At 70.3% G+C, this 15,721-nt stretch carries 16 protein-coding genes and 1 tRNA gene; 3 read left to right on the forward strand and 14 right to left on the reverse strand.

Going from position 1 to position 15,721, the window contains the following annotated elements:
- Positions 1–235: 235 nt before the first annotated feature.
- A tRNA-Leu gene (locus tag FL311_RS31025) sits at positions 236–321 on the reverse strand.
- Positions 322–417: 96 nt separating this feature from the next.
- Between FL311_RS31025 and FL311_RS31030 the strand changes: the two genes are divergently transcribed.
- The 3 genes from FL311_RS31030 to FL311_RS31040 all read left to right on the forward strand — a co-directional run bounded on the left by FL311_RS31030 (position 418) and on the right by FL311_RS31040 (position 4,318).
- Positions 418–1,167: a lipopolysaccharide assembly protein LapB gene (locus FL311_RS31030; protein WP_141330821.1), complete on the forward strand. Its 750-nt coding sequence runs from the start codon at positions 418–420 to the stop codon at positions 1,165–1,167.
- 407 nt (positions 1,168–1,574) lie between these two features.
- Positions 1,575–2,531: a diguanylate cyclase gene (locus FL311_RS31035; RefSeq protein WP_141330843.1), complete on the forward strand. Its 957-nt coding sequence runs from the start codon at positions 1,575–1,577 to the stop codon at positions 2,529–2,531.
- A gap of 47 nt (positions 2,532–2,578) precedes the next feature.
- Complete coding sequence (locus FL311_RS31040; RefSeq protein ID WP_141330823.1) at positions 2,579–4,318, forward strand: two-component system response regulator; 1,740 nt, start codon at positions 2,579–2,581, stop codon at positions 4,316–4,318.
- Between the two features lie 85 nt (positions 4,319–4,403).
- On the opposite strand, the gene FL311_RS31045 is transcribed toward FL311_RS31040, so the two are convergent.
- From FL311_RS31045 to FL311_RS31105, 13 genes are all read right to left on the reverse strand, one after another.
- Positions 4,404–4,994 carry an HdeD family acid-resistance protein gene (locus FL311_RS31045; RefSeq protein WP_141330825.1) on the reverse strand — a complete coding sequence of 197 codons (591 nt, stop codon included), beginning with the start codon at positions 4,992–4,994 and terminating at the stop codon, positions 4,404–4,406.
- Positions 4,995–5,142: 148 nt separating this feature from the next.
- On the reverse strand, positions 5,143–6,057 hold the full coding sequence (gene miaA, locus FL311_RS31050; RefSeq protein WP_141330827.1) for a tRNA (adenosine(37)-N6)-dimethylallyltransferase MiaA: 915 nt from the start codon (positions 6,055–6,057) through the stop codon (positions 5,143–5,145).
- Positions 6,050–6,946, reverse strand: a complete 897-nt coding sequence (locus FL311_RS31055; RefSeq protein ID WP_141330829.1) for a hypothetical protein — start codon at positions 6,944–6,946, stop codon at positions 6,050–6,052. Before FL311_RS31055 ends, miaA begins: the two co-directional genes overlap by 8 nt.
- Entirely contained in the window at positions 6,934–7,107 is a 174-nt protein-coding gene (locus tag FL311_RS31060) for a hypothetical protein (RefSeq protein ID WP_153882710.1), read from the reverse strand. The genes FL311_RS31055 and FL311_RS31060 overlap by 13 nt, the downstream gene beginning before the upstream one ends.
- Positions 7,104–10,214, reverse strand: coding sequence for a PQQ-binding-like beta-propeller repeat protein (locus FL311_RS31065; RefSeq protein ID WP_228557195.1), 3,111 nt, complete (start codon positions 10,212–10,214; stop codon positions 7,104–7,106). The genes FL311_RS31060 and FL311_RS31065 overlap by 4 nt, the downstream gene beginning before the upstream one ends.
- 1 nt (position 10,215) lies before the next feature.
- Positions 10,216–10,746 (reverse strand): hypothetical protein, encoded by a 531-nt coding sequence (locus tag FL311_RS31070; protein WP_194869428.1) that lies wholly within the window; start codon positions 10,744–10,746, stop codon positions 10,216–10,218.
- Positions 10,746–11,042 (reverse strand): PqqD family protein, encoded by a 297-nt coding sequence (locus FL311_RS31075; RefSeq protein WP_046713863.1) that lies wholly within the window; start codon positions 11,040–11,042, stop codon positions 10,746–10,748. Before FL311_RS31075 ends, FL311_RS31070 begins: the two co-directional genes overlap by 1 nt.
- Complete coding sequence (locus FL311_RS31080; RefSeq protein WP_228557196.1) at positions 11,039–11,440, reverse strand: S24/S26 family peptidase; 402 nt, start codon at positions 11,438–11,440, stop codon at positions 11,039–11,041. The genes FL311_RS31075 and FL311_RS31080 overlap by 4 nt, the downstream gene beginning before the upstream one ends.
- 139 nt (positions 11,441–11,579) lie before the next feature.
- On the reverse strand, positions 11,580–12,848 hold the full coding sequence (gene hisS / locus FL311_RS31085) for a histidine--tRNA ligase (protein WP_228557198.1): 1,269 nt from the start codon (positions 12,846–12,848) through the stop codon (positions 11,580–11,582).
- Positions 12,849–12,874: 26 nt separating this feature from the next.
- Entirely contained in the window at positions 12,875–13,717 is an 843-nt protein-coding gene (gene asd, locus FL311_RS31090) for an archaetidylserine decarboxylase (protein ID WP_141330837.1), read from the reverse strand.
- A 13-nt stretch (positions 13,718–13,730) separates the two neighbouring features.
- Positions 13,731–14,426 (reverse strand): hypothetical protein, encoded by a 696-nt coding sequence (locus tag FL311_RS31095; RefSeq protein WP_228557197.1) that lies wholly within the window; start codon positions 14,424–14,426, stop codon positions 13,731–13,733.
- A 77-nt stretch (positions 14,427–14,503) separates the two neighbouring features.
- Positions 14,504–15,235, reverse strand: coding sequence for a metallophosphoesterase (locus FL311_RS31100; protein ID WP_141330841.1), 732 nt, complete (start codon positions 15,233–15,235; stop codon positions 14,504–14,506).
- A gap of 30 nt (positions 15,236–15,265) precedes the next feature.
- Positions 15,266–15,619, reverse strand: coding sequence for a TIGR02266 family protein (locus tag FL311_RS31105; protein WP_082165229.1), 354 nt, complete (start codon positions 15,617–15,619; stop codon positions 15,266–15,268).
- Positions 15,620–15,721 lie beyond the last annotated feature (102 nt).

The following is a 15,721-nucleotide window of genomic DNA, read 5'->3' on the forward strand; positions in this document are numbered from 1 at the left end:
GCTCGAAGCGCTCCTGGGAGAGGACCTCCAGCGCCTGGGCCACGTCGCCCACCGAGCGGACCTCCGCCAGGTCGGCGATCAACTCGCCCATCCCTTCCCGGAGGCTCGCGTCGTCCTCGACCAGCAGAACCTTCATCTCGGGGTATCTCCAACGCCCCTGACGGGAGCTCGTCCTCCACACTCCCGGGCAGGGGGGCCGCCCAGCGGATGCTGGCAGCCCGCCCCTCGTGGGAAGTGGCCCTCCCCGGACTCGAACCGGGACGCGGGGTCAGCCGCAGCGGATTTTGAGTCCGCCTCGTCTACCAATTTCGACAGAGGGCCGTTTGTTGGTGAAGCGGCCAGACGTATACCGCGATGGCCGCGCGGATGCATCCGAAGATTGCGGTGCTGCACGTACATCGCTATGAGGGCCCCCGCATGTACAACCTTCTTATCTCGCTGGCAGTGGGCATCGTGGTCGCGCTGCTGGTGAAGCTCGCCAACTTCTCCATCTGGGCCGGGCTCGTCCCGGGCCTCATCGCGGCCGTCATCACCTTCTTCTTCCTGGGCCGCCGGGTCGCCGGGCAGATCCAGGCGCTCATGACGACGGTGCAGTCGGACCTCCAGTCCCAGCCCACGAGCAAGAAGGACGCCGAGGGCCGGGTGGAGCGCGCGGTGAAGACGCTGGAGAAGGGCCTCGTCTACGACAAGTGGCAGTTCATGGTGGGGCCGGAGATTCACGCGCAGATTGGAATGTTGAAGTACATGGTGAAGGACCTGGACGGCGCGCTGGTCCACTTCAAGCAGGGCAGCTCGCGCAACTACATGGCCAAGGCCATGGAGGGCGCCCTGTACTTCCAGCGCAATGACACCCCGGCCATGAAGGCCGCCTTCGAGGCCGCCGCCAAGAGCGGGAAGAAGGAGGCCATCGTCTGGGCGGTGTACGCCTGGTGCCTCCTGCAGAAGAAGGAGAAGGACGAGGCCCTCAGGGTGCTCGGCCGCGGGGTGGAGGAGAACCCCAAGGACGAGAAGCTCAAGGCCAGCCTCGGCCAGCTCCAGAACGACAAGCGCCTGAAGATGAAGCCGTACGAGCCCATGTGGTGGCAGTTCGGCCTGGAGACCCCGCCGATGATGCCCCCCATGGGCGGTGGCGGTGGCCGGCGCATGCAGTTCGTTACCCGACGTTGATCCGCCGCGACCGGGCCGGAGTGGAGGGCACCCCGCCCTCCTCCGCCCGGGAATTCCTACCGGTTCCCCACGACGCACGCTGGAACGACTTCCGCCCTTCTCCTGCTGGCGGCGCCGCGCGCGAGTGCAACCCCCTGAAATGACGTCCGCTCGGATGCCCTCCTCGAGGGCATGCAGCTTGCTCCACGCCCACGCGCGTCGGTGGGGGTGACTCCCCGTCGGGCAAGGGCGATGGGCTTGGCGGCCGGAGGTCTCGGGTGAAGGTTGCGGGAGGTGGTGGGTGCTCGCAGGACCGGGAGGCGGCGGATGCGCCTGGGGCGCAGGGGCGGCGGGAGCACCTGGTGGGGCGTGGCATCCGAGACCTCTGGACCGCCAATCATCAGGAGCGCAACGAAGCGGAGAGGTTCATGCAACGGCGAGGGCGCACCTCGGAGCGGTCCCTCCTCCTGGTCATCGAGGACGACGCGAGCGTGCTGGAGAGCCTGTCGGACCTGCTCGCCTCGCGTTTCGACGTGCTGGGGGCGGCGGACGCGGGTGTGGGGTTGGAGCTGGCGAGGGACCACCGGCCGGACCTGGTGCTGCTGGACAGGTTCCTGCCCAGCGGGGATGGGCTGGCGGTGCTGGAGGCGCTGCAGGAGGACTCCCGGACGGAGTCCACGCCGGTCATCTTCCTGACCGGGGACGCGGACGAGGCCACCCTGGAGCGCTGCCTGGAGATGGGCGCCGTGGACTTCATCCACAAGCCGGCGAGCGCGAGGGAGCTCATGGCACGGATCGACCGGGCGCTGCGGCAGAGTGAACAGCAGCGGCGGCTGCAGATCCTCGCCCAGACGGATGCCCTCACGGGGCTGGCGAACTTCCGGGCGCTCACCGTGCGGCTGGAGGAGGAGCTGCGGCGCGCCCAGCGCTACGGCTACCCGCTGAGCGTGGTGATCATCGACCTGGACCACTTGAAGGCCATCAACGACGGCATGGGCCATGACGTGGGCAACCGGGCCATCCTCGCGCTGGCCAACCAGCTCAAGGGCAACCTGCGCGAGTCGGACTTCGCGGCGCGCTTCGGCGGCGACGAGTTCGTGGCGCTCCTGCCCCACCAGACGGCGCTGGAGGCGGCGGTGTTCGCCGAGCGCATCCGCTCCGGCCTGCGCTCCGTGGGCGTGCAGAAGAGCGACGGCCGCCCCGCCTCCTTCGGGTTGAGCGTGAGCGTGGGCATCGCGGACCACACATTGGAGACACCCCGGGACGACACGGAAGGGCTGATGAAGGCCGCCGACGCGGCCCTCTATGAGGCCAAGCGCGAGGGGCGCGACCGGGTGGTGGTGTTCGGCCGTCCGGCCATGGCGCCGTCCGTGCAACGGCACTGAGCGCGGGCACGACGCAGCAGGCGACGGCGGGAAGCAAGAGGGCGCGGATGATTCTGGGCAACAGGCTGACGAGCGGTTCGAGGGTGGCGGTCGTCGGAGGCGGTATCGCGGGTGCGGGGCTGGCGGCCTCGCTGCTCTTCAATGGCAGGGCGCGGGGGCTGACGCTCGATGTGCGCGTCTACTCGGGTGGCCTGTCGGAGCGCACCGCACCGCCCGCCGTGCTGACACCGGAGTGTCGCTCGCGGCTGGCCGCGCTGGGCTGTCGCATCCCCACCGAGTGGCGCGCCCACGAGCTGCGCGGCGTGGAGCTCATCTCCGAGGGGCGGCGCGAGCTGCTCCCCTCCTCTCCCGGTGGCCTGTGGGTGGTGGACGGCTGGCCCCAGGGACAAGGCGGGCTGGCCCAGGTGCGGGACGTGCTGGCCACGGCGGCCAGCGCCCAGGGCGCGCGCTTCCTCGAGCGGCACGTGGACCGGGTGGAGCGGCAGCCCGCGGCCCCCGATGCGCCGGCGTCCGTGCGAGGCGCGGGCCCCCTGGTGGTCCGCGCCCAGGGAGGCGGCGAGCGCTTCCACGCGGTGGCCCTGGCGGGGGGCGCGGGGCCCCTCATGGGCGACAACTTCTTCCCGGGCTTCCGGCCCGCGCCGACGATGCCCGCGGTGCAGGCTCGGCTGCGTCATGCGTCGTCGCGGCTGGACATCGCGCCGGTGGCGCGGCTCTGGGTCGCTCCGCTTCCCACGGTGGATGGCTTGTTCCTCCTGCCGGGCGCGGACTCCGTCTATGCGCTGGCCTTCGGGCCCATGGTGACGCCGGCCGACCTGTGCCAGGCGCTGATGATGGCCTCGCGGGATGGGCTGCTGGAGGAGGGCTTCGAGCTGGCGGCGCTGGAGACCACGCGGCTCCCCTACGGGCCCGGGCGCACGCTGGTGGCTCCGGGGCAGATTGCCGTGGGTCCGGCGGCCTTCGGGCATCCGCTGCAGGTGGGGCTGTCGGAGACGCTGGCGTCGTGCAGCCGGGCGGCGGTGGCGCTCCTGGATGGGGGATTGGACGCGGGGGCCCTGGAGCGCCGGTATGTGCGCGAGGGCCTGTGCGAGCTGATGGAGGACGCGTCGGCCGGCGCCCGGGCGGTGGGCTGGTTGCGGCGCGCCGGCAAGCGGGCGCCCTCCGCCTTCGTCGCGGCGAAGGGGCGGCGCACGTCGGTGGGCGTCCATGGCGGAGGTGTGCTGGGCTTGAGCGCTCCCACGCCGCTGGCCCTGCTGGGGGCCGTGCGCTGGGCGGGCCTGCGCGAGACGATGAGCAACTGGCTGCGGATGTCGCTGGAGCCGGTGCCCCTGGCCATCCCGGAGCTGGAGCCGGACCTGTACTACGTGGTGGATGACGACGCCGATGCCCGCGAGGCGCTCACGGCGCTCCTGGAGAGCACGGGGGCCAAGGTCGTCGCCTTCGCGGACGAGCTCGCGCTGTTCTGCGCGGTGGCGCGCAGACCTCCGACGGCCATCGTCCTCGACGTCGTGTTGCACTGGGTGGATGGGCTGCGGCTGTGCGAGGGATTGAAGCAGCATCCCCTCACGCGCAACACGCGGGTGGTGGTGATGAGCGGGTTGAACCGGCCACACGTGCGTCAGCGCGCGCTCGACGCGGGGGCGGAGGCCTTCCTGCCCAAGCCCGTGGACCCTGAGCTGCTGATGCGCATCCTCACGGGCCGACTGACTTCGTCCGGCGGCTCGAACGAGCGGGTCGCGCCCCCGCCCACGAGCGAGACGGGCGCATCGGACCGCTACGCCGCCTATTAGTCACGCGAGGCGTCTGCGAGAAGAGCAAGGGCACGGTGGCCAGACGGTCACCGTGCCCTTTCGATCTGGAAACAGCGGCCTGGGGTCAGGGCGACACGGAGACGCTCCGCATCGCGCGACGCAGTTCCAGGGAGCCCGCCATGAGGGCGATGCCGCGCATGAGGATGGAGATGCCCACCAGGGTGCCCACCAGCCACACCGCGGAGATGGGCCACTGGGCCATGACGATGACGCCCAGCGCGATGGAGATGGCGCCGTAGGCGAAGTCCCAGCCCCACTTCGGATAGCGGTCCATCAGCGACGTCACCACGTGGAAGAGGCCGCTCGCGAAGAAGTAGCCCGCGAGCAGGAGCGTCAATGCGCCCAGGCCCGCCGCGGGGTTCATCAGGACGAAGATGCCGACCACGGTGGAGAGCACGCCGTTGAGCAGGTAGAGCCAGAACGGGCCTCCGGACTTCCGCACGCGGAAGGAGGAGACGATCTCCGCGATGCCCGTCCCCGCGAGCAGCGCGCCGAAGAGGATGACGGAGACCATGCTCGTGATGAACGAGGAGCCCAACGCCACCAGGCCCAGGATCGCCATCAGCACGCCGAGGACGAAGAGAGGTCCCCAGGCCGCCGAGGTGGCTCTTCCTCCTTCGGTCGAGATGGGGTCACGTCTGAACTGTGTATCCATGTCGCTCCGCTCCCGCGTCGAGAAAGGATTCAGCGGCGAACATGGGTGCCTCGCGCCACGGGGACAACGTCGCGCCTTCCCGGTCCCTCCCCTCCTCGCCCCTCCCTCGGGGGCAGGCCTCACCCACGGGGAGCGAGGCACCAAGGCCTCACCCGGGGGATTGCGGTGAGTGCTCGCGGAGCGCGGCGTACGGAGGCTGGACGAAGACGGCGCCCGCCTCCTTCCGGAACCAGGTGAGCTGACGCTTGGCGTACCGGCGTGTCTCCTGCGCCGTGTCGTGGATGGCCTCCGCGACGCTCATGCGCCCGTCCACCACCGCGCGCGCCTGCACGTAGCCCACGCTGCGCATGGGGGCCGCGTCCGCGTAACCCCGCTCCATCAGCGCGCGTGTCTCGTCCACGAGGCCCGCGGTGAACATGGCCTCGGTGCGCGCGTTGATGCGCGCGTACAGGTCCTCACGAGCCGGCTCCAGGACGAAGAGGCGGAAGGGATAGCGGTCCGGAAGGAACGCATGAGCCTTGCGGAACTCCGAGGCGGGCACGCCCGTCTGCGCGTGGATCTCCAGCGCCCTGACGACTCGCACCAGGTCCTGGGCCGGCAGCCTCGCGGCCGTCTCGGGGTCCACGGCGGCCAGCCGGCGGTGGACGGCCTCACGTCCCTGCTCGGCCGCGAGCGCCTCCAGCTCGGTCCGCAGCGCGGGGAGCGCGCCCGGCGCCTCCACCACGCCATGCAGCAGGATGCGCAGGTACAGCCCCGTCCCGCCCACGACGATGACAGGCCGACCGCGGCTGGTGATGTCCGCGATGGCCGCGTCCGCGCGACGCTGGTACTCGGCGGCCGAGAACGTCTGCAGCGGGTCCACCATGGACAGCAGGTGGTGGGGCACCGCCGCGAGCTCCTCCGCGGACGGCTTCGCGGTGCCGATGTCGAAGTGCCGATACACCTGCTGCGAGTCCGCGCTGACGATCTCACCGCCCAGGCGACGCGCCAGCTCGATGCCCAGTGCCGTCTTCCCGGAGGCCGTCGGCCCCGCGACCACCGTCAACACCGGCCCCTCACCCATGTCGCGACGCTCCCAACGCAGCCCTCACCACGGTGACGGCGGACGCATCCCGCGAGAACACCAACCGCGCCGACTCCACCTCGGACAACAGTCGACCCGCGGACGCCATCATCGCGGCCCTGCCCGCTGGGGAAGCCTCGGGCAGCAACACATTGTGCACCAGCATCCGCCCCGTCTCTCCCCCACCCTGACGCTCCCACCGCGAGCTCGAATCCCACGCCAGCGTCCCCACCGCTCCCAGCCGCGCCTCCCGAGGGAAGCCCACGTTCCACGGCGTCCCCGAGGCCCTCCACAGGCCCGGTGCCTCCGGCCATATCGCGACCAGCTCGTCCGAGAGCAGTGACTCCCCGGCCCCCATCCACAGTCCACCGAGCGTGCTCTTGCCAGCGCCCGAGTGCCCCGTGAACAACGCCGCGACCCCGTCATGCGCGAGCGCCACGCCGTGCACCAACAGCCCTCCGCGCCGCGCCAGCTCCGCCGCCAGCATCACGCGAAGGACCACCTCCACCGGGAAGCGCCCCGCGCCGACCACCGCGCCCCGCGCACCACCCGCCTCGATGCGCGCCGAGTAGTCCTCCCCCTCGAGGACGAGCGAGCCATCCTCCGCGCGTGAGGGACGGGGAAGCGCTCGCGTCGCCGGCTCCGCGCGCGGCACCTCGGGCGGACGCACCTCCAACCGGGAGACGCGAGCACCCGCCGGAGGCGCGTCGACGATGAAGCCCGCGAGCGAGCGCCGGAGCAGCTCCTGGACGCGGGCTTCCGGCACGTGAAGCCCCACCGTCCAGCCCGCCAGCGTGAGCCAGGGGCCGGACGTCTCCTGCGAATCATCGAGGTGGCCCGAGCGACGGGGACCGGACGGGCCGGCTCCCGACGAGCTCAGGGCGTGCACTCCGACTCGCCAGGGATGTTGCACTGGGACATCGCCGCGAGCGCGACGAAGGGCTGCTCCCAAAGGATGGCCGGCGCCTCGTAGCGAGGCGTGACGGTGGACGACGGAGATGTCTCCACCGCCGGGGACTGCGAGGCCGAGGGGGTCGAGGGATGGTTCACGGGAACGGTACCGGGAAGGCGCAGATGCGGCCGTCCTGAGAGCCGACGTGCAGTCGGGAGACAGTGGTGTCGATGGTCGGCGTGCCGATGAGCTGCGTACCACCAATGGCGACCTGGCCGGAGTCCACGCCGCCGATCATCTCGAGCTGGTGCACGCGGCCATCGGAGCTGCCCGCGTAGATGCGGACCACGCCGGCCTGGTTGAGGGTGAACGTACCGGACGGGTTCGCGATGGGCGTGGTCCACACACGCGTGGGCGCCGTCGCGCCGGGCGCCGAGTAGTCCCAGAACTCCACGGCGCCGCTGGCCAGGCTCGCCACGAAGCCTCCGCCGAGCGGGCGCACGAAGCTGGTGAACGCGGGTGTGCTCGGCGAGGGCCGGGTCCCCACATTCACGTTCCACACGGCCTGCATCGTGTTGCCGTCGACGGCGTGCACCACGCCGTCGCTGTTCGTCGCGAAGATCTGATTCGCCACGCCGTTGCGCACCAGGCTGTGCTCCAGGTCACCGAGCGACAGGCGCCCCACCTCGGCGCCGTTGAGCGTGTTGAGCACGCGGAACGTGGCCGCGGACCCGTTCGCCTTCGCGCCGATGAACAGCCGGTTGGTGGTGTAGTCGACCACCATGCCGCCGCTCACCATGCCCAGGTCCCCGGGCTGGTACGTGAAGACGGGCACACCCGTGCGCGCATTGAGCGCCACCACACGGTTCTGCGCGGCGTTCGCCAGTCGCGTCGCGAAGAACACCAGGTCCGTGTTCGGACGCGCGGCCTTGTACGCCGCGTTCGCGTAGTCGTGGAGCTGCGTCACCGGGAACGACTGGATGGTGCCGATGGGCGCGCCGTTGTTGTTCCAGCGCCACAGCACCGTGCCCGTGGTCGCGTTGAGCGCATAGGCCACACCGCTCTGGTCCGCCGTGAGGATGTACTGGCCCGGCAGGCCATTGAGCGGCACCACGGGGAAGCGGCTGCCGATGAGCCCCGACAGCGGCAGCGGACGCCAGCGCTCCGCGCCGTCCTCGGAGGGGTTGGTGACGTTCGTCAGGTTGGCGACCACCGAGTCATTGAAGGAGCTGAAGATGCCCACGCCCAGCTCGGTGATGGGCTGGAGCCGCGCGTCCAGGCCCACCGAGTAGCACCACAGCGGCGCCGAGCCCACGCGGGCCCGAGGCGTGGCCATCAGCGCCACCGAGGCCGTGGGACGATTGCCCGCCGAGTACAACCCCACGTCATCCGTGTTGTAGACGCGATAGTAGTACGTCGTGCCGTTGACGACGCCCGTGTCCGTGAAGGACGTCGCCGAGCTGAACGACTCCGACAGGACGACGGTGGCATTGCCCAGCGTCGCCCCGGCCGCGTACGTCTGGCCCGCGACGGGCGTGGCGTTCGGCGCGGCCCCGGCCGAGCGGAGGATGAGCACGCCGTTGTGCACCGAGGGGTTGTCCCACGTCACCGTCACGCTGGCATCGCGCGCCACCGCGGTGAGGCGCTCGACCTCCGGCGCCGTGCCCGTGGCGAGCACCATCGGCGTCTCGATGCGAGCGGCGGCATCCGACGCGTAGGCGGCGGGGAGATGCACGCGATGACGGAACGCGGTGGGCGCGGTAACCGTGCCCACGTTGGAGTAAGTCACTGTGAAGGTGCGCTCCTGGTTGGGCATGATGCGCACCGAGCTCATCATCGCCAGCCACGTGTAGCTCGCCGAAGCCGTGTCGTAATAGACCATCCAGCCAGAGGGCGCGGGCGGATTGCCGTTGATGGCGAAGAAGTTCACCGGCGGCCGGAGCAGCTTGACCTCATCGAGCGGCACCGTGCCGCGGTTCTGCACGGTGTACGTCACCGTCTGGTTGGCCTGTCCCGGCACCAGCACCGACGGGCTGACCTTCACCCGGTGCGTGACGACGCGGCCCTCGGCCGAGCGCACCACCGGCGTCGAGACGGTGGCGCCATTCAGCGTCGCGTCCGCCTGGACATCGAACGCATAGGTCGAGAACTCCGCGCCGGTGACGGTGTAGCTCCAGATGAAGTGCGCGGAGGCTCCCGGCGCCAGCCGCGCCACGTTGGCCGGGCTGGGGCCCGACGCGAGCGCAACCTGCGCCGAGCCGACCAGCACGGGCGCCCGAGGCGTCACGTTCAGATATGCGTTCGTCGGGGACGTGTTGGTGACACTCAAGCGCACCTTGACCGTCTCGCCCGTGAAGGCCTGGGTGCTGTCCACGTCTCCCGCGGCGGCCAGCGGCGCCACGTTCACCATGGGCGTGTCCGCGACGTTCGACGTGACGGAGCCCGTTCCGTTACGACCCCGGACGCTGGCCACCATGGTGCCGCCCGTCTGCGTCGTGGCCCTGGCGGAGAGGATGCCCGCGCCGCGCTGGGGAATCGTCACGGCGAAGTTGGCCGGCTGCACCTCCACGACCTGGAACGTCACGCCACCGGCGCCCGTGCTCGGGCCCTCCGCCGTGATGTTGGTCTGGTTCGCGGAGGAGGAGCGGTTCTCGATGACCAGGCGCGCGGTGATGTCTTCACCCGCGCCCACGGCGCGCGGGGAGATGTCCACCCGCGTCGCCAGGCTCACCCGCTGCCACTCCGCCTCGTCCTGCGTGCGGTTCGTGCCGAACGAGAGGTTGCCGCAGGCCTCATGCGCGGAGAGCCCCGTTGTGAACTGCTGGCCAGTGGCGTTCGTCGCGCTGATGTTCGGGATCATCCGCAGCGTGAACGTCGCGGACTCGTCGAACATCAGCCCGGCGTCCGCGCCCGCGCAGTTCACCGGGAGGTTGTAGCGGACGCTGCGCGTCGCCACGTTGTGGGTGGCGATCCATCCGGCGGGCGCGGGGCTCTCCAACAGCGTGTAGCCCGTGGGCAGCACGAAGTTGACCTGGTTGATGGGACGGAACTGCGGCGAGTTGGCGCGCGTGTTGTTGCGCACCCGGACGCGCAGCTCGGACACCTCGTCCATCACCACGGTGGCCACCGTCTCCCCGGGTCCAGGGAGCGTGGTGAAGACGGCGGCGCGCGTGGTGCTCTGCGCCAGCGCGGCCGAGGGCAGCACGAGCGCGGCGACGAGCGCGGCGATGCGGGCGTTGACGGACTTCAGGGGGGCGGGGCTCACGTCACGGCTCCAGGGTGAAGGCGGCCGTGGTCAGCGGCGCCCCGTCGAAGAGGAAGCGCACCTGCCAGGTGCCGCTCATGGCGGAGGTGGCCACCGTCGTCCCGGCCACGGGCAGCGAGAAGCGCAAGGTCCGCGTCATGTCCGGCTTCGCCACCACCACGCTCGTCCGTCGCTCATACGGGTGGCCGGCGGGCGACACGAACTCCACCTCCACCGTGCCCTTGCCGCGCACGCCCGTGAGCGTCAGGTCCACGTCCACCTGGGACACGTCGGACAGGCCTCGCGAGCCGGACTCCACCACCTCGGCGTGCCCCGTGAGGGGCGCGGGCATCGGCTCGCCGACGACGGGCACCTCCGCCGCGGGAGGCCGGGCCGCCACGTCCTCCTCGCCCAGCACGTCCGTCGGGGACACCGGCGGCACCTCCCGGGAAGGCGCGTCCGTCCAGTCCGACACCTTGGGCGCCACGCCGCCCTCCGTACAGGCCGCCAGCAGCAGCGCCGCCGCCGAGAAGCCCGCAATGCGCGCTCGCATCACCGCACCTCCTGAAGCTCTTCAATGAGGCCCAAGCGGGCCAGTTCCGTCAGAAATCGCAGCGTGTCCGCGAGCACCGCGCCCACGTCCATGGAGAACTCACGAGCCACCACCTCGGCCACCGAGCGCGCCGAGCGCGTCCCGTCGCTGAGCTCCCAGATTCGCACCGCCGTCGCGTTGAGGCCCCGCAGCGTGCGGCCCTCCGCGTCCAGCAGCAGGAAGTCCGCGCCGAAGCGCTGCCCCTCCGCCCCCGCGCGACGCCGGGGATGACTGTCCCCTCCGAAGTCGCCGCTCATGAGCGCCGCCCCAGCCACCGCGCCACCCGCCCGCGCACCACCGCGCGCAGCCGTCCCAGGCGCGACGGCCCACCATCCCACGCCGAGTCCAGCTCCACGCCCCTCCTGCGCACGCGCGCCACGCACCCGAGGATCCGCGACGCGGCGATGGGAGGGTCCTCTCCCGCCGCGTTGTCCCCGCGCAGCGACAACACACCCTCGCGCACCGCGCACACCCGATGGAGCACCAGCGCATCGTCGAACCGCGCCAGCACGACCTCACCAGGGCGGGGCTCGCGAGACAGCGGCTCGACACCCGCCACGTCTCCATCCCGCAACGACGGCCACATGCTGTCTCCCCGAACGGGAATCCAGCGCAAGGCCTGGGACGGAGCGGAGCTGGGGGACTCACTCGACATTGACGGCGGAAGTCTACCGCACCAGCCAAGGTCACGCGACTGAGTCGCCCGGAGTTCTCCCTGAATTTCCCGGAGGTTACAGACCACCTCCGGGATTCATGGCAATGTCAGGGACTCAACACAATCCCTGATTGATACATCAGGTCCCGTTGCCGCGCTGCGCCACCTCGGTCGCCGAATGCTCGCGCACCGCGGCGGCGAGGCCGCTCAGGCTCACGGGGATCAACGAACCATCCGCCATCCGCTTGAGCTTCGCCTCGCCCGAGGTGCGCTCCAGCTCCCCGAGCACCAGCGTGAAGCGGGCCCCGCTCTTGTCGGAGCGCTTCATCTGGCTCTTGAGGCTGCCGCCCCGGGTATCGAAGTCGACGCGCAGGCCCTCGCGCCGCAGCTTGCTGGCCAGGGTGAAGGCCGTGTCCTGCGAGCCCGGATCCGCCACCGCGATGAACAGGTCCGGCGACGCGCCGAACTTCCGGGTGCCCTCCTTCAAGAGCAGCACCAGCCGGTCCAGACCACACGCGAAGCCCACGGCGGGAACATCCGGACCGCCCAGGCTCTTCACCAGCTTGTCGTAGCGGCCACCGCCGCCCACCGTGCTCGCGGTGCCGAGCGCCGGGTGCGAGGCGATGAACTCGAAGACGGTGCGCGTGTAGTAGTCCAGGCCGCGCACCATGCGCGGGTTGACGACGTACTTGATGTCCAGCGCCGTCAGCTTGCGCTGCACGTCGTCGAAGTGCGCCTTGCACGGCTCGCACAGGAACTCGAGCACGTTGGGCCCCTTGCCCGCGACCTCCTGGCACTTGGGGTTCTTGCAGTCGAGCACGCGCAGCGGGTTCGTCTCCATGCGGCGGTGACAGTCGCCGCACAGCTCGTCGATGTGCGCCTTGAGGTACTCCACCAGCTTCGCGTGGTACGCGGGCCGACAGGCCTCGTCGCCGAGCGAGTTGAGGTTGAGCGCGATGTCCTGGAGCCCCAGCGCCTGGAGGAACTGGGCCACCATGTCCATCACCTCGACGTCCTGGGCCGGCTCCTTCGAGCCGTAGGCCTCCGCGCCGACTTGATAGAACTGCCGGTAGCGGCCCGTCTTCATCCGCTCGTACCGGAACATCGGCCCCGTGTAGAACCAGCGCGTCAGCGGCTCCTGGTTCAGGATGGAGTGCTCGATGTACGCACGCGCCGCGGGCGCCGTGCCCTCGGGACGCAAGGACAGGCTGCGGCCACCCTTGTCGTCGAAGGTGTACATCTCCTTGCCGACGATGTCCGTCTCCTCGCCCACGCTGCGCACGAACAGCGCGGTGTCCTCCACCATGGGCGTGCGGATCTCCCCGTAGCCGAAGCGCCCGAACAGCTCCCGGGCCAGCCCCTCCACGTGCTGCCAGATTTCAATCTCCCCTGGCAGGAGATCATTCATGCCCTTGACGGCGGCGAGCGTCTGGCTCACGGCACTACTCCGATGCGCTGACCCAGCCGCAGCACCGCGTCCTCCTGCAGCACCGGGTCCCACTTCACGCGGCCCGGCTCGAACAGCAGGATGACGGTGGAGCCCATCTCGAAGCGGCCCAGCTCGCCGCCCTTCTCCACCTTGTAGCCCTCTTGATACCGGTGCACCTTGCCCGGCTGGCCCGTGTGCGTGGTGACGTCGTCGTACGCCGCCTTGATGCGCGACACGCAGGTGGCGCCCACCTTCACCACGGCGCACTTGCCCGCGGCCGTCTCCAGGTACGTCACCAGCCGCTCGTTGACGCAGAACAGGGACTGCTTGTTGAGCACCGACGCCGGGTTCACCGGCCAGAACTCACCGGGGATGTACGCGTAGCCGGTGATGGTGCCCGCCAGCGGCGAGTGGATGCGGTGATAGTCCCTGGGCGACAGGTAGATGGTCGTCCAGGCGCCCCCGTGGAAGGGCTTCGCCGCCTCGGCGTCACCCAAGAGCTCGTCCACCGTGTACTCGATGCCCTTGGCCTGCAGGCACCGCCCCAGGTCGGAGTAGCCCACCTGCGACACACGCCCGTCCACCGGCGACACCACGGACTTCGCGTCCGCGTCGATGGGACGCAGGCCCGTCTTCAGGCCGCGCGTGAAGAACTGGGCGAACGTCGGGTAGTGCTCGATGGGGTGCTCGGCCTCCGCCATGTCCACGTTGTAGGAGCGGGCGAACGCGCGCATGGCCGCCTGGTGCACGGGCGCGGGCAGCGGGGCTCGAGTGGCCATGCCCACCACCGTCGACAGGGCCGACTTGGGCAACAGGCGCATCAACTTCATGAAGGTCTGGTCGTTCATGGGGCGTCTTTGATTAACGGCCGGCGTCCGTCGCCGCGGGGGGCGTCGTCCCGGCATCCAGCGTCCGCGTCACCGTCGTCACGGAGCTCTTGGGCAACAACATCAGGACCCGACCTTGTTCGGTCAGCAGCACCGTGCCCACGTGGCCCGGGTACTCCAGGCGGCAGGCCGTGCTGTCGGTCATCTCCCACGCGTCCCGGATGCCCCGCCCCTCCACGTCGATGGGCGTGCCGCGCTTGAAGCAGCCGCGGAAGCCGGCCACCAGCTCGCTCGCTGGAGAGCCGACCTGGGGGCCGTTGATGGGGCCCGCGTCCGGGGGCCCCGCGTCGACGGGCTCCGCGGGAGGAGGCGGGGGCGGGAGCGCGAGCGTGGTGGAGGGCGCGCCGGGCGGAATCTCGCGGGCGCTGGCCACGGCCTTCTGCCGCGCGGCGACCTCCGCCTGCATGCGCGTGCGCTCGCGCTGGATGCGCTGGAGCAGCTCCTGCGCGGAAGGGGCATCCAGGCTGTCCTGCGGCACGCGCTGGAGCTGCGCCTCGATGGGGCCCATCTTCGGGTCCAGATAGGCCTCATCCAGCTTCTGCGCGTACAGCTCGCGGAACTGGCGCGTGGCCTGCTGGTACTCCGGCGACGACGGTTGCGGCTCGCGGCGGCAGGCCGACAGCAGCAGCAACAGGGAGGACAGCAGGGCCGCGAAGGGCCGGAGGGACACTCGGAGGACCTGGGGGCGCACGGACCCGGTTTATTTCATGTCCCCCGGCCCGTGCACAGTTTTCCGAAGGCGGCGCGTCAAACCCCGAGGAACAGTCGCTTGCCGAAGTTGAGCGCCAGGTCCGCGTCGAAGATCTTCTGCGCCGCCGTCTCGATGTCGTACTCCACCCGCAGGTACTCCACCGTGCGAGCGTCCGTGTCGCAGATGACGAAGCAGGCCCGGTTGTCGTAGTCGCGCGGCTGGCCCACGCTGCCCACGGAGATGATGTACTTGTAGCCCCGGCGGATGCCGAACTTCTGGGCCACCACGTCGTTCACCTCGCCGTTGCCGATGGCGAACGCGCGGCACAGGTGGCTGTGCCCGATGAACGTCACCTCGGGCAGCTCCTCCACGTACGGCGTCAGCTCCCGCGCCTGCTCGAGCGCGAAGATGTACTCGTACGCCTTCGGGTCGATGGGCGAGCCGTGGCAGAAGCCCACCTCACCGATGCGGTACGTGTACGGCAGGCTGCGCAGCCACGCCATGTTCTCGTCCGTGAGGACGTTGGCGGACCAGTCCAGCGCGTGCCGGGCGGCGTCGTAGTAGTACGAGTAGTCCATCCGCCCCGCCACCGCGGCGTCGTGGTTGCCCAGGAGCGTCACCTCCGCCACCGAGCGCACCAGCTCACAGCAGGGATTCGGCGACGCGCCGTACCCGACGATGTCACCCAGGGAGACGATGCGGTCCACCTTCTGCTGCTCGCAGACCCGCAGCACCTCGGTGAGCGCCTCGATGTTGGAGTGGATGTCGGAGATGACGGCGATGCGCATGGATGCCTCGGCTGGTGGGAGCCCGGCGCTTCAGCCGGCCCAGACCGCCTTCACGGGGTTCTTCTGCTGCTGGGAGATAATCCGCCGGAGCCGCCCCAGGGTTTCCGCGTCCAGCGACTCGAACCGCAACCCCATCCCCGGCGGATAGGCCCGGTCCTCCTCCTCCCGCAGCCATACCACCGTGGCCGCGGTCTGCACCTCGGGATCATCCCCCGGGGTCAGCCGGAGCACCGCCTTCGCTCCTCGCTTCAGCGGCGTGGCCGTCCGCAGGAACAGGCCGCCCTCGCTCAGGTTGGTGATGCGCGCGTACAGGGTGACATTGTCGGTCTCGCACCAACAGCGAAGCAAGGTCGGCACCCGCGCGGACTTTCGGTTATCGCTCAACCCTCTTCCTTCCCCGAGCACCCAAAAGGAGGAAAGCCTAGGGACGGCCTGAATCCACCGTCAAGTTCGTGGGTGGGGCCGGACCCCACCCACGAACTTGAC

Origin of the sequence: Myxococcus sp. AB025B (assembly GCF_006518215.1) — a bacterium.
GTDB lineage: Bacteria > Myxococcota > Myxococcia > Myxococcales > Myxococcaceae > Myxococcus > Myxococcus fulvus.

Coding starts and splice junctions, on each gene's coding strand:
- FL311_RS31030 (WP_141330821.1), top strand. CDS start 418: ATGTACAACCTTCTTATCTCGCTGGCAGTGGGCATCGTGGTCGCGCTG.
- FL311_RS31035 (WP_141330843.1), top strand. CDS start 1,575: ATGCAACGGCGAGGGCGCACCTCGGAGCGGTCCCTCCTCCTGGTCATC.
- FL311_RS31040 (WP_141330823.1), top strand. CDS start 2,579: ATGATTCTGGGCAACAGGCTGACGAGCGGTTCGAGGGTGGCGGTCGTC.
- FL311_RS31045 (WP_141330825.1), bottom strand. CDS start 4,994: ATGGATACACAGTTCAGACGTGACCCCATCTCGACCGAAGGAGGAAGA.
- miaA (WP_141330827.1), bottom strand. CDS start 6,057: ATGGGTGAGGGGCCGGTGTTGACGGTGGTCGCGGGGCCGACGGCCTCC.
- FL311_RS31070 (WP_194869428.1), bottom strand. CDS start 10,746: ATGCGAGCGCGCATTGCGGGCTTCTCGGCGGCGGCGCTGCTGCTGGCG.
- FL311_RS31075 (WP_046713863.1), bottom strand. CDS start 11,042: ATGAGCGGCGACTTCGGAGGGGACAGTCATCCCCGGCGTCGCGCGGGG.
- FL311_RS31080 (WP_228557196.1), bottom strand. CDS start 11,440: ATGTCGAGTGAGTCCCCCAGCTCCGCTCCGTCCCAGGCCTTGCGCTGG.
- hisS (WP_228557198.1), bottom strand. CDS start 12,848: ATGAATGATCTCCTGCCAGGGGAGATTGAAATCTGGCAGCACGTGGAG.
- asd (WP_141330837.1), bottom strand. CDS start 13,717: ATGAACGACCAGACCTTCATGAAGTTGATGCGCCTGTTGCCCAAGTCG.
- FL311_RS31100 (WP_141330841.1), bottom strand. CDS start 15,235: ATGCGCATCGCCGTCATCTCCGACATCCACTCCAACATCGAGGCGCTC.